Genomic DNA, 12,886 nt, shown 5'->3' on the forward strand with positions numbered 1-12,886 from the left:
CGGATGAAACTTCCATGACCCGACATTATGACTATCTCGCCATCGGCGGCGGCAGCGGCGGTATCGCTTCAATTAACCGTGCAGCAAGCTATGGCCAGACGTGCGCCCTGATTGAAGCCAAAGCGCTGGGCGGAACCTGTGTCAACGTCGGCTGCGTGCCGAAAAAAGTAATGTGGCACGCCGCACAAATTGCCGAGGCCATTCATCTTTACGGGCCGGATTATGGTTTTGATACCACCGTTAATCGCTTTGACTGGGGCACGCTGGTGAAAAACCGTAGCGCCTATATCGATCGTATTCACCAATCATACGACAATGTTCTGGGGAAAAATAAGGTCGATGTGATCCACGGTTTTGCCCGTTTTATTGATGCCCATACCGTTGAGGTGAATGGCGAAACGATCACCGCCGATCATATTTTGATTGCTACGGGCGGACGCCCGAGTCATCCCGACATTCCCGGCGCGGAATACGGGATTGATTCTGACGGCTTCTTTGAGCTGGATGCCCTGCCAAAACGTACCGCCGTGGTCGGCGCGGGCTATATCGCCGTTGAGCTGGCGGGCGTGGTAAACGCATTAGGTTCAGAAACCCATCTGTTTGTTCGCAAACATGCGCCACTACGCAATTTTGATCCGCTAATTACGGATACGCTGGTTGAGGTGATGAACGCGGAAGGCCCAACGCTGCATACGCAGGCGACGCCAAAAGCGGTAGTAAAAAATGCCGATGGCAGCCTGACGCTGCAGCTGGAAGACGGCAGTGAATACACGGTTGATTGCCTGGTCTGGGCGATTGGACGCGTTCCTGAAACCGACGGCCTGAATATTCAGGCAGCGGGTGTGGCGCTGGACGAGAAAGGCTACATCAAGGTCGATAAATTCCAGAACACCAACGTGCCTGGCGTTTATGCCGTCGGCGATAACACCGGTGCCGTCGAACTGACGCCGGTCGCCGTCGCGGCGGGCCGTCGCCTGTCAGAGCGTTTGTTCAATAACAAACCGGATGAGCATCTGGACTACCGCAATATCCCGACTGTGGTGTTCAGCCATCCCCCCATCGGCACGGTGGGCCTGACAGAGCCGCAGGCGCGCGAACAGTACGGTGATGACCAGGTGAAAGTCTACAAGTCCGCCTTTACCGCGATGTACACCGCCGTCACGCAGCATCGCCAGCCGTGCCGCATGAAACTCGTCTGCGTCGGTCCGGAGGAAAAAATCGTCGGCATTCATGGCATTGGCAGTGGTATGGACGAAATGCTGCAGGGCTTTGCGGTTGCGTTAAAAATGGGCGCGACCAAAAAAGACTTTGATAATACCGTGGCGATTCACCCGACGGCGGCGGAAGAGTTTGTCACCATGCGCTAACCCGTTCCTCTCTGCTGCCGACAGACAGCAGAGAGACCACCGCTCGCTGGCCTTCGCGCCAGTGAGCGATTTATCAGTTGAAATAGGTCTCCCGCAGCGGCGTCAACGCCGCACCGAGTGCCGAGCTGTCGCCCTCAATAGTGCTCAGCAGAATATCCGGATACTCCGCCGAAATATTCCAGCGTTTGCCCGAACTGACCCGGGGCATGGCTAAAAACATTTCGCCCAGCTTACGGGGCAATTCGCCGCCTAAAATAATGGCACCGGGATCGATAACGGCATTCAGGGCATCCATGGCCCGATGTAAATTGGGCGTGACTTCGTTGACCCATTGCCGGGCAATGGGCCAGTCCGGATCGAATTTATTATTCAGATCGCGAATGTTGTGAATTTCAATACCGCCGTTGCGCAGTCGATCAATTAAGATCCCCAGCGCAGGACGCAGTTTGCCCTCTTCCGGCGAAAAAATCCGGCTGATCTCGCCCGCATTGCCAAAAGCGCCCTGAAACGGTTTGCCGTTAATGACAATGCCGCCACCAAAGCCGTAATTAAAAGAGAGGTAGCCGAAGGTCTCGTAGTGCAGGCCCGCGCCCAAAAAAGCTTCTGCATGCGCGGCCGTCGTGGCGTTATTTTCAATCCAGACGGGCCGGTCAAACAGCGTCATAATTTCACGGCGCAGATCAATGCCCATCCAGTTTTTCAGCGGTTCTGGCGGATTAAAATATTTCCGGGCGTCATACAGAAAGCCCGCCATGCTGTATCCGACGCCACACACTTTTTCTGACGAAATACCAATATGTTTTAAGGTATCCAGATAATGGCGTTTGAGATCCAGCAGCGTTCGGGCAGGATTGCCGGGCAGCGTGTCCAGCACGCAGTATTCGATAATATCGCCGCGGAAATTAATCAGGCTTGCCGCCACGCTGTCAGAGTTAATGGAAATACCGTAACTGTAACGTGCGTCCGGATTCAGGGATAACGACGGGCTGGGCTTACCCCTTCCCTGTGAGGGCGATTCCCCCAGGCTGAGAAAACCGTTTTCGGTCAGTGTATCAACAATACGGTGAACCGATGACTGATTCAGAATCGTTTGTGAAACCAGCGAGGAGCGGGAAATGCCGTGATTGCGGCGAACAAGCTCAAGAATAAGTTTTTCACTGCGATTAAGTTCGACTTCATCACGACCTGAATATCCATGAACCACCACGTTATCCTCACCGTTTTAATGACAGGTTCTGTTACACCCTAGCACGCTTTTATGCATTCCGAATAGTCATGCGCCTGACCTTTACGTGCTGTGTGAACATGCTGATTCAGGACGATATTCCTAAAAAAAATCGCATCACAAAATCATCATAATACTGACACAAAACAGGCCGACACTCTAATTTCATGCGTAAAGCATTATATTAAATCAGCGTTTCCCGTTGCTGAGTCATTGTGCAGCACAAGGTAAACGAACGAGCTCAGGACCTTTCACAAAATGAACGGATTAAGAATGGATACGCGCGTAAAGGTGATTGAACGTATTGCTCAAGAGGCATCACAGCTGGCGCTGGATTATTTCAGGCAGCTCAGTGAATTAGAAATCTGCGAAAAAAGGCCCCAGGATGTGTTCAGTGAAGCAGATCAGGAGGTTGAGAAGCTGATTCGTCAACGTCTGGCGCAATATTTCCCCAATGAACGCGTCATTGGCGAAGAGCAAGGCGGCGAACTCAGTGACCGTTACTGGTCGGTCGATCCGATTGATGGCACCAGTAACTTTCTCCGTGGCTCGTCGTTATGGGGCATTTCTGTCGGTTATGTCATCGACGGCGAACCGGTCATCGGGGTGATTGTTCATCCGGTGTTAAACATCATGCTGAGCGGGGGCAAGGAGGCCGGCATTTATTTTAACGGCCAGCCTTTTACGCGACCCGAAATCGCCCAGGGACTCAAAACCGTTGCCATTGGCGACAGTCCTTCATGGGACTTCACCCACCAGCTCTGCATTGAAAAAGCGTACCGGGATACTGGCTGGAATGTGGTGCGCTACCGCTGTGCCACCATCGGTTTAAGCTTTAGTGTGCTGGGCTATGTCGATGGCTATCAGGAGTGCTTCAGCAGTATGTGGGATGTTTCCGCGGGCTATGCCCTATGCAAAGCCGCAGGGCTTGATGCTCATCTGGCCGGGAGCCAGGAAAAAAGTTCAACACATGTGAGTGTTGGCACCGCGGCACTCAATCGCCTTTCCGCCCAGTTTATTCCGCACCCCCGCTTTACCCCCGCCTGAATATCCGTCAGTCCGCGCTCTCTTCCTGCCGTCTTTTCAGGACAGCGTTTCGGCGCTGTCCTCCCCGCTTTTTTCTTCATATGACCGACAAACGTTCTGCCTTCAATATTATTCACTATGCATGATAATAGTTAGCAGAGTAAATGTACGAAATCAAATCACCTCAGTATTATCATGTTAAATATGGGTTTTATAAAATTAATAAATTCTTAACCTGCCTGAAATTGCCTAATTTCGCCGCATCAAATTATTATGCGCATCGCATTAATTAAGATGCACACATTTCTTCAATGACGGGGCAGCCATACGTGAATACGCTTGAAATCAATAATGCCATGCTCAGATTCGACGACTTTGTCGCGCTGGACGGCATTTCACTGAAGGCCGAAAAAGGACAGTTCGTTTCCCTGCTGGGTCCGTCTGGATGTGGCAAAACCACGCTGCTCAAAGTGATTGCGGGCTTTTACAGCCTGGACAGCGGGGAAGTCCTGATTCACCAGCAGGACATGCATCAGGTTAAACCTGAGCACCGCGATACGGCCATGTGCTTTCAGTCCTATGCGCTGTTCCCTCACCTGTCTGTGGCCGAAAACATTGGGTTTGGGCTGAAGCAGAGGAAAATGGCCAAAGCGGAGAGACAGGATCGCGTCACGCAAACCGCCGCTCAGGTCTCGTTAAACGCCCACTTACCGAAGCTGCCTGCGCAGTTATCGGGCGGTCAGCAGCAGCGTGTCGCGCTGGCCAGAGCGCTGGCTGTGCGGCCCGAAATCGTGTTGTTCGACGAACCGCTGTCGAATCTCGACGCCACATTACGCGACAGAGTCCGCCTCGAAATCCGCCAGCTGCAGCGTTCACACGGGTTTACCGCTATCTATGTGACCCATGACCGTGCAGAAGCCCTGTCCATGTCTGACGTCGTCGTGGTTATGAACGCCGGACGCATTGAGCAAACCGGCACCCCTGAAGATATTTATTACTCGCCGGTTAACCGGTTTGTTGCGGGCTTTGTTGGCCAGGCGAATGTGATGAAAGCGCATGTCATCGACGGTGACAGTCACACCGGAATGTATCGTGTTTCCTGCGTGCTGGGTGAAATGAACATTCACAGTCCTGTTCCGCCCCTTTCCGACAAGGTATACACCTTCTGGCGTCCGGAAGATGCTCTGCTGAGCGAACAGGAAACCGGTATGAATACCCGTGCTTTCGAAATAGGTGCCGTGAGCTTTCTGGGCAACCTGTCCGAGCTACAGGTTTACCCAAAGGACCATGAAGAGCCGGAATACCAGTGGCATATTCAGTTAGTCGGTAAAAATCACATTCGGGAAGGAGATAGCGTTAATTTTTCCATCGCGCCTGACAGGATTCGCTTTTTGCAGGAAAGCTGGTCATGAAAGTGCACAACCGAAACATAGTCGCCTGGTTACTGGTGCTGCCTGCGGTCGCTCCCGTCGTGCTCACCCTGATTCTGATCGTCGTTATGGCCATCGCGCAATCTGTCGGACTGTTCAACTTTGGCGCGCCTGCGCATTTTACGCTGCAGTACTGGGAAACCATCCTGAACGACAGTCAGCTGTGGCGCGCCACCGGCTATTCCCTGAAAATTGGCGTGGTGAGTGCCGTCCTGTCTGTGGCGTTGGCCCTGCCGCTGGCGCTGTGGCTGAGAAAGCCCTTTCCCGGCTCTGTGCTGATGAGCGGCTTACTGAAAGCCCCGTTGATGGTACACGGGCTGGTCGCCGCCCTGCTGTTCATCAATCTGATTTCCTGGCAAGGCTTTATTAACCTCGGCCTGCTCAAACTGGGCATCATCTCGCAACCCATCCGTATGCAGAATGATCGCTGGGGCATTGGTGTCATTATCCTGCAGGTCTGGAAACAGCTTCCCTATGCCCTGTTGATCATCACCGGCAGCCTGCGCGCTATCGGGGACGAAATCGTTGATGCGGCCCGCGATCTGGGCGCAGGCAAAACCGCCCGCCTTTTACAGATCATTCTGCCCTTATCCATCAAAGCCGTTCAGGTCTCGCTGATCCTGATCTTCATTGGCGCATTGGGCGACTTTTCATTCCAGGTCGTGGCTGGCCCCACCAGCGTTTTCTCCCTGTCGCAATACATGCTGCGCTTTCCGGAAATCAGCGCCCAGGGCTGGAACCTTGCGGCCGTGGTGGCGGTGATATTAATGCTGGCGGCGTTTGTCGGTGCGGTGGTGCTGGCCGGTTTGGCGAAGTGGCTGCAAAAAGTGGGAGAACATAAATGATGAGAGCCAGAAAAAGCATGTCGCCCCTGCGTATCATGATGATGATCCTGATTACCGCACTGTTCATGTTGTGGCTGGTGATCCCCTTTATTCTGACCGTGCTGTGGTCCCTGGTGGATAAAACACATCCCTGGGCCTGGCCGGATGCCCTGCCGCCCGTGCTTTCCCTGGGCCGCTGGGTCGAAGTCTGGACGACCACGGCCCTGCCGCAGGCGCTGAAGAACAGCTATTTACTGGCGGCAACCGTCTCTGTGCTCACGTTGCTACTGGCCCTGCCAGCGGCCTGGGCGTTTGGCCGGATGTCGTTTACGGGTAAATCCCTGCTACAGAATGCGATTTTGCTTCCGCTCATTGTGCCCGGCTTTGTGATTGCGCTGTTTTTTTCCATGCTGTTGAACGTGGTGGGCATCCACAGTCGGTTTGTCGGCATTTTACTGGGACATACCATCATCTTAATGCCCTATGCCGTGAGGATTCTGACCCTTTCCTTTTCTCAAATACGTCAGGACACCCTGGATGCCGCCCGCGATATGGGCGCGTCTGTAGTAAATCGTTTTTTAGTTGCCTGCCTGCCAACTATCAGACCCGGCATATTTGCGGCCTTAATTATTGTCTTTACGTTATCCATCGAAGAGTTCGCCATTAGCTTTATTGTCGGCTCGCCGGATTTTATTACCGTACCGACCATTCTTTATTCTTATCTGGGTTACAACTTTATCAGACCTAATGCCGCTGTTATTTCTTTAATGCTGGTCGTGCCGAATGTCATTTTAATGCTGATAGCTGAAAAATTACTGACAAAGAATCCCGTCGCCGCTTTTGCTGGAAAAGGCTGACGGTTATTAACTCGCTTAACTGGGGAAAATCATGTTCAGACGATCTGCCACCTTATTATTACTTGCGTGGGCTTTTTGTACTCAGGCTCAGGATATTACACAAATGGACTGGCAACATATTGTTGACGAGGCTAAAAAAGAAGGGAAATTAACCTGGTACCAATGGTATTACCAGGATCGTCTTAAAGAGCAGGTCAGCCTGTTTGAAAAACAGTACGGTATTGCTGTTACGATCTCTGAAGGTCCGCTGCAAGGCAATATTAATAAACTCATGGCTGACCGGGGACGGGAAACAGGCGATATTGATGTGTTTTCGATTGGCGGAGGCGCATTCGGTACGGTATCGCCTCAGCAAACGTTTTTTGGCCCGATTAATACGCTGCTGCCGGAAGGCAAAACCCTGAACTACACCATTGAGGGTACGGACAGTAAAGGTTATGGCGTGGCATTTTGGGGCAATCAGACGGGCCTGGCCTACGATTCGCGCCGCATGAAAGAAAGCGAGTTGCCCCGTACCCTGCCGCAGCTCACCACCTTCCTGCAGACTCATCCTCAGGAGTTTGGCTTTAACGTGGAAAACGGCGGTTCCGGTCCGGCGTTTATTGAATCTGTCACGCGTACGCTGGTGCCTGGCTTTGATTTCACTAAAGGCGATGCGGATGTAAAAAGCCTGACGGCCTTACAACCGGCCTGGAACTGGTTCAAACAACTGCGTCCTGATTACATCATTACCGCCTCTAACGCCGACAGCGTAACGCGACTGGTGAGCGGTGAGTTTCTGCTGGTCCCCGCCTGGGAAGACTATCTGGTGGGCTTAGAAAACCACGGCGAAGTCCCCAAAACCATCCGACTCTACATCCCCGATTTTGGCATGCCCGGCGGCGGAAATATGGTGGCGATTCCCAAGAATGCGCCACACAAAGCGGCAGCATTGCTGTTTATCCACTGGCTGACGCTGCCCACGACACAAAGGCTGTTTCAACAGGTTTATGGCATTACGCCACAAAATAAAGAAGTGAATCGCGATGCTGGTCTGATCAACAGCAAAGAACGTGTTCATGGCACCCAGTTCATGCCTAAACCGCTGGGCGACGAAGTCAGAACCGAATTTTCTAACCAGGTCTTACTTAAGTAAGCCTGTGCTAACCCGACAACAGAAGGTAACGCTGAGCATGCCGACAAAAAAACACCCTGTACGCGTAGTGAATTCCCGCCTGATTGCACATCGTGGTGCGCCTCTGCTGGCACCAGAAAATACACTGCCTTCTTTTCAGGCGGCCGTTGAGCATGGCGCGACGTGGATAGAGGTGGATGTCAAACTGACCAAAGACAGGCACCCGGTCATCATTCACGATGACGCGGTGGATCGGACAACAAATGGCACCGGCTATGTCGCCAATTTAACCCTGGACCAAATCCGGTCGCTGGATGCGGGCGTCTGTTATGGCCACCTGTTCAAAGGCGTTAAAGTCCCTACACTGGCAGAAACCGTGGGATTTGTGCTGGATAAAGGTATTGGCCTTCAGCTGGAGATCAAACCAACGTCAGGTCAGGAAATTGAAACTGCGGAAATTGCCATTACGCAGCTGAAATCGCTGTGGCCTGCGGATGAAAAGAAGCTCTTTATCAGCAGCTTTTCTGAGCTCTCGCTGAAGGTTGCGGAAAGGATCATGCCTGACGTCCCGCGTGGACTGGCCGTGTGCGTTCCTCCCAGCGATCCTGTGGCATTACTGGCCAGAACCGGCTGTCAGATCCTGCACTTCCTGGCGGACTTTGCGACGGATGACGACCTGAAACGCCTGGCCGATTCCGGTATTGAATTTGCGATTGCCACAATTAATGACCCTGCTGTCGCCCGTAAATATTTACACAGTGGCGCGCAAACGATATTGAGCGATATACCTGATTTAGCCATTTAATAATAAATACATTATCAAGGCGTTATGCGCCCTGATAATCAACACCAGGGAAAACCATAAAAATACGGCCACATGATGTAGCCACGTAACGCTTTTAATTATTTCGTCATAACGAAACTGACATTTTTGAACAATGCCGCCTTGTGCGGAAATAAACCTCATGCTTCACCAACATTAAAGGGTAGATGATATGCAACGTAAAATAAAAATATGCGCGCCGCATGCACTGTGTTTGCTGATCTCATTTTCTGCATGCTCCGCTGAAATTTATAATAAAAACGGTAATAAACTTGATCTGTACGGTAAAGTCGATGCGCGTCATGTCTTTTCGGACAATACCGCCGAAGATGGTGATAACTCTTATGCGCGCCTGGGTTTTAAAGGTGAAACCCAAATTAACGATCAGCTGACAGGCTATGGTCAATGGGAATATAACTTCCAGCTGAACCACAGCGAAGGCGGCACTGACGCACAAACCGGGAATGCGACGCGTCTGGGTTTTGCAGGTCTGAAACTGGCTGACTTTGGCTCATTCGATTACGGCCGCAGCTTTGGCGTGCTGTATACCGCATCGGCTTACACCGATATGGCACCGATTTACGGTTCCGGCACCATGACCACCAACGACAACTTCCTGTCAAAACGCTCAACCGGCCTGGCCACCTGGCACTCGCCAGACTGGAACGGCCTGAAGGTCATTCTTCAGTATCAGGGGAAAAACGACCGCTCAACCGCTAAGCTGGCAAACGGCGACGGCTACGGTGCCGGTGTGACCTACAGCATTACCGATGGTTTGAGCATTGCTGCGGCCGGTATGAAAGCCAATCGTACGCTGACACAGCAAGCTGACGGTCAGGGTGACGATGCGACGGCATGGGTGACCTCGGCCAAATACGATGCGAACCAAATCTACCTTGCCGCGATGTACGGTGAGGCCAACGATGTGACCCCGTACGGCCAGCTGTCGCAGATTGCTGATAAGACGCATAACTTCGAAGCCATTGCGCAATATCAGTTCCTCAACGGCTTACGCCCTTCCATTGGTTTTGTCACGCAGCGTGGGGAAAACCTGCAAGGCGCAGGCAACTTTGCCGGTGGAAGCCAGACCATGCAGAAATATATTGCGGTGGGCACCTATTACTACTTCAACAAGAACATGCTGACCTATGTGGATTACCGCATTAACCTGTTGAAAGATAATGACTTTACTCGTGCTACCGGTATCACTACGAAAGACAGCGTCGGGATGGGCCTGACCTATCAGTTTTAATCGCAGTGACCGTGCTTTATCACATGCTTTGCCCTGTGTCGCTTCAATCCTGAGAATCGCTGTTTTAGCGAGGCCGGCAACTGCCGGCTTTTTTTATGACCGGCGTCGCCAGGATAACTAAAGGACAGTGGCAGACCGATGCGTCAACGGTGAGGGGTTCTGATCAAGGTTTTCCAGCCATTTCACATAGGCCTGATCCCACAGCGCAGCCGGCGTGCCCGCTTTACCCAGGCCAAAACCATGCCCGCCGCTGGAAAGCTGAATCAACTGAACCGGCACGCGATTGCGGCGACAGGTATCGCGCATTAACTGCGTGTTAAAGGGTTTCGAAGTGTGGTCGTCACCGGCCTGCGCCAGGAAGGTGGGCGGATAAGCGTGCGTGACATAATTTTGCACAGACCAACTGGCTTCTTCCTGTGGGCTGGCATCATTACCGACCATCATCAGATGTGTATTGGTATGTTGATAAGGGGCTTCCAGGGTAATGACCGGATAAATCAGCCCGACACTGTCCGCTTTGGGGATTTCCTGATCCACTCTGTCAATGGGGGGATAGGACTGAAAGTCCGGACGCGCCGCCGCCATCCCCAGCAAATGCCCACCGGCCGAAAATCCTAATACATGCACTTTTCGTTCGAATGAGCGAAGCAGACGCAGCGCGCGCTGGGCATCCTGTAAAGGCGCCAGATTTCCGGCCTGCCACTTTTCACGCGGCAAACGGTAGCTGAGAACATAGGCGGTATAGCCGTTGGCATTTAACCAGTGTGCAACGGGCCAGGCTTCACGTCCCATACCGATCCAGCGGTAGCCGCCGCCTGCCGCGATGAGCACCGCTTCACCGTTGGGGTTTTCAGGTCTGAAACGCTGAATCGCCGGGCTGACGATATTCGACCAGGAGCCCCATGCATCAACACGTAATTTTCCGCCAGGGCCGCCACCGCCGGGCGGTTCGTCCGGCCAGAGGGGAATAATATCATCGCGGGCAAACAGTTTGCTGGTAGCCAGTGAAAGCGCAAGCGCTCCTGTGCCGAAAATAAAGCGTCGACGCGTAATCATGATGCCTGTTAAATCTATGCCAGAAAGGTCAGACGGCCCTGTCGGTCCGCTGCGTTTTTATTATGTATCGCACGTTTGGTGAAGACGCTGGCGATTATGTACGCAATCGGGCATGAAAATCCATTAAAAAACGCGCCATTTTAGCGCGTTTATTGACGATTTAACTGCGGTTAATCTTCCTGCTGGAACTGCGTCATCACCGTTTGCTCACACTGCTGCGTATTTTTACGCAGTTTAGCGCGCTCTTCGTCACCCAGTTGCAGCCATGCGCTGGCGACTTCATTCGCCAGTTCCTCGTCAAATTCAGGTTTATTGAAGGCGGAAGAGGACTGCGATCCTGCGACGCTGGATTTCATTTTTTCGACATACTGATCGGCTGTCGATACGCTTTTTTCACTGCTCACGATGTGACACAGCTGGCTGGCGTAAGCACTTTGTTCCGTGTCGTCTGCCGCCAGCGCACTGCCAGAGGCCAGTACGCTCAGCAACAGTATCTGAGATATCTTCATCGTCTTCTCCTGTTATCAGTTAACCCACTTTCATGACTGGCGCTGCTTTGCATCCAGTCGGGCCTGGCGCCAGTTTAGCAGCGGCGTTACCGACACGCCGTGCACCACGATGCTGCATACCACCAGCGTCAGCGCCATATCAACCATCATCGTTGCCTGCGAGCCGCCCATACCATGGACCCAGGCAAACGCAATATAATTAAGACTACCTATACCGCGAATCCCCAGCCAGCCGATGAGCAAACGGTGAGGAAGCGATACGCCGCAGCGCAGCGTGACCAGCCATACGGCGAGTGGCCGGACGACCACAAACAGCAACAGGCCGAGCATCACGCCCTGCATGTTCCAGTGATGGGCCAGCGTCACGCCGAGGACCACCATCATTGTGGCCGCCAGTAAACGCTCAATAGTATCGCCAAAAGACAGCGCGTCGCCTACCACTAAACCGACCGATTTCACCATACCGCTACCGTGTTGCTGTAAACGCTGGTTGGGATTGACCAGTGCTTCCGCAGGCAGCACCCGATCGTCATCCGGCATATCATCAGGCTGATAACGTTTGAACACACCCAGTTCAGCCCGACGTAATCCCAGGCCTGCCGCAAAGGTAGCCAGAAAGCCCGACGCGCCCAGCGATTCAGCAAGGGCATAGCTCAACGCAATGAGCGCCAGCGCCAGAAAGTCATTGGGTGCGACATCACCATGCGCATGACGAAGCCGTGCGGCCAGCAGGCCGACTAACCGCCCCAGACCAAACCCCAGCAGAATGCCGCCGCCAATGGCCCACACCACATCAATGGCTGCCCAGCGTGCCAGCATGCCCGTGCCCAGACTTTCACCGTTAAACAGCAACAGGGCCAGAATGAGTAACGGCAGCGCCGAACCATCATTCATGCCCGCCTCACTCGATATCGCAACGCGCAGGGCATCATCGTCCTGCGCATCGCTGACGGAAATCAGGCTGGCCAGCACAGGATCGGTGGGCGCAACAATGGCACCAAAGGCCAGCGCAATCGGCCACGACAGCCCCACCAGCCAGTGAGACAGCAGCGTCATTGCGGCGACCGTCAACAACATGGCCGGAAACGCCAGCAGGCTGCCCGCGCGCCATTGCCTGGCTTTCAGCGGCAGACGCAGCTTGAGCCCGGTGATGAACAGCGACGCGGCCATCGTTATCTCGGTAATATGCGCGACCAGTTCAGCGTGGCGGAGGATATCGATTTCAATCACATCAAATCCCCACGGCCCACAGGCGATCCCGGTTAATAAAAAAAGACCAAAAGAGGTCACGGGGCCGCGGTGGATCCACCCTGATGCCAGCGACATTAATAACAGCAGACAGCCCGTCGCAGCTGTCCAGGCAATGAAGTTCATAACGCACCGTTTTAATTGAGTTTATGACT

Annotated in this window: 12 protein-coding genes; 8 read left to right on the forward strand and 4 right to left on the reverse strand. The window is 53.2% G+C overall.

Annotated elements, in window-relative coordinates; all coding sequences use genetic code 11:
• Positions 1–14: 14 nt before the first annotated feature.
• Positions 15–1,367 (forward strand): glutathione-disulfide reductase, encoded by a 1,353-nt coding sequence (gene gorA, locus C1N64_RS01985; protein WP_033738266.1) that lies wholly within the window; start codon positions 15–17, stop codon positions 1,365–1,367.
• Positions 1,368–1,440: 73 nt separating this feature from the next.
• Here the strand turns inward: gorA and C1N64_RS01990 are convergent, their stop codons facing one another.
• Positions 1,441–2,571 (reverse strand): ROK family transcriptional regulator, encoded by a 1,131-nt coding sequence (locus C1N64_RS01990; RefSeq protein WP_033738268.1) that lies wholly within the window; start codon positions 2,569–2,571, stop codon positions 1,441–1,443.
• A gap of 294 nt (positions 2,572–2,865) precedes the next feature.
• Between C1N64_RS01990 and C1N64_RS01995 the strand changes: the two genes are divergently transcribed.
• The 7 genes from C1N64_RS01995 (at position 2,866) to C1N64_RS02025 (ending at position 9,918) form a co-directional block, all read left to right on the forward strand.
• Positions 2,866–3,639: an inositol monophosphatase family protein gene (locus tag C1N64_RS01995; RefSeq protein ID WP_039342793.1), complete on the forward strand. Its 774-nt coding sequence runs from the start codon at positions 2,866–2,868 to the stop codon at positions 3,637–3,639.
• A gap of 290 nt (positions 3,640–3,929) precedes the next feature.
• Positions 3,930–5,030 carry an ABC transporter ATP-binding protein gene (locus C1N64_RS02000; protein WP_375124544.1) on the forward strand — a complete coding sequence of 367 codons (1,101 nt, stop codon included), beginning with the start codon at positions 3,930–3,932 and terminating at the stop codon, positions 5,028–5,030.
• A complete protein-coding gene (locus tag C1N64_RS02005) occupies positions 5,027–5,893 on the forward strand; it encodes an ABC transporter permease (protein WP_006121120.1) in 867 nt (288 codons plus the stop codon). Before C1N64_RS02000 ends, C1N64_RS02005 begins: the two co-directional genes overlap by 4 nt.
• The gene (locus C1N64_RS02010) at positions 5,893–6,729 is read left to right on the forward strand and encodes an ABC transporter permease (RefSeq protein ID WP_006121122.1); all 837 of its coding nucleotides are present in this window, start codon (positions 5,893–5,895) and stop codon (positions 6,727–6,729) included. The genes C1N64_RS02005 and C1N64_RS02010 overlap by 1 nt, the downstream gene beginning before the upstream one ends.
• A 31-nt stretch (positions 6,730–6,760) precedes the next feature.
• A complete protein-coding gene (locus C1N64_RS02015; RefSeq protein WP_033738282.1) occupies positions 6,761–7,864 on the forward strand; it encodes an extracellular solute-binding protein in 1,104 nt (367 codons plus the stop codon).
• Between the two features lie 37 nt (positions 7,865–7,901).
• Positions 7,902–8,648: a glycerophosphodiester phosphodiesterase family protein gene (locus tag C1N64_RS02020; RefSeq protein ID WP_006121123.1), complete on the forward strand. Its 747-nt coding sequence runs from the start codon at positions 7,902–7,904 to the stop codon at positions 8,646–8,648.
• Positions 8,649–8,838: 190 nt separating this feature from the next.
• A complete protein-coding gene (locus C1N64_RS02025; RefSeq protein WP_050504762.1) occupies positions 8,839–9,918 on the forward strand; it encodes a porin in 1,080 nt (359 codons plus the stop codon).
• 117 nt (positions 9,919–10,035) lie between these two features.
• Here C1N64_RS02025 and C1N64_RS02030 read toward each other — a convergent pair whose 3' ends face one another.
• From C1N64_RS02030 to C1N64_RS02040, 3 genes are all read right to left on the reverse strand, one after another.
• Positions 10,036–10,974 carry an alpha/beta hydrolase gene (locus C1N64_RS02030; protein ID WP_006121126.1) on the reverse strand — a complete coding sequence of 313 codons (939 nt, stop codon included), beginning with the start codon at positions 10,972–10,974 and terminating at the stop codon, positions 10,036–10,038.
• Positions 10,975–11,144: 170 nt separating this feature from the next.
• Positions 11,145–11,483, reverse strand: coding sequence for a hypothetical protein (locus tag C1N64_RS02035; RefSeq protein ID WP_006121127.1), 339 nt, complete (start codon positions 11,481–11,483; stop codon positions 11,145–11,147).
• Between the two features lie 30 nt (positions 11,484–11,513).
• Complete coding sequence (locus C1N64_RS02040; RefSeq protein ID WP_006121128.1) at positions 11,514–12,857, reverse strand: cation:proton antiporter; 1,344 nt, start codon at positions 12,855–12,857, stop codon at positions 11,514–11,516.
• Positions 12,858–12,886 lie beyond the last annotated feature (29 nt).

The sequence above is a fragment of the Pantoea sp. SGAir0215 genome (genome assembly GCF_043543215.1).

Excerpts from the sequence above, each read along its gene's own strand:
- gorA (WP_033738266.1), top strand. The coding sequence starts at position 15 with ATGACCCGACATTATGACTATCTCGCCATCGGCGGCGGCAGCGGCGGT.
- C1N64_RS01995 (WP_039342793.1), top strand. The coding sequence starts at position 2,866 with ATGGATACGCGCGTAAAGGTGATTGAACGTATTGCTCAAGAGGCATCA.
- C1N64_RS02000 (WP_375124544.1), top strand. The coding sequence starts at position 3,930 with ATGACGGGGCAGCCATACGTGAATACGCTTGAAATCAATAATGCCATG.
- C1N64_RS02005 (WP_006121120.1), top strand. The coding sequence starts at position 5,027 with ATGAAAGTGCACAACCGAAACATAGTCGCCTGGTTACTGGTGCTGCCT.
- C1N64_RS02010 (WP_006121122.1), top strand. The coding sequence starts at position 5,893 with ATGAGAGCCAGAAAAAGCATGTCGCCCCTGCGTATCATGATGATGATC.
- C1N64_RS02015 (WP_033738282.1), top strand. The coding sequence starts at position 6,761 with ATGTTCAGACGATCTGCCACCTTATTATTACTTGCGTGGGCTTTTTGT.
- C1N64_RS02020 (WP_006121123.1), top strand. The coding sequence starts at position 7,902 with ATGCCGACAAAAAAACACCCTGTACGCGTAGTGAATTCCCGCCTGATT.
- C1N64_RS02025 (WP_050504762.1), top strand. The coding sequence starts at position 8,839 with ATGCAACGTAAAATAAAAATATGCGCGCCGCATGCACTGTGTTTGCTG.
- C1N64_RS02030 (WP_006121126.1), bottom strand. The coding sequence starts at position 10,974 with ATGATTACGCGTCGACGCTTTATTTTCGGCACAGGAGCGCTTGCGCTT.
- C1N64_RS02035 (WP_006121127.1), bottom strand. The coding sequence starts at position 11,483 with ATGAAGATATCTCAGATACTGTTGCTGAGCGTACTGGCCTCTGGCAGT.
- C1N64_RS02040 (WP_006121128.1), bottom strand. The coding sequence starts at position 12,857 with ATGAACTTCATTGCCTGGACAGCTGCGACGGGCTGTCTGCTGTTATTA.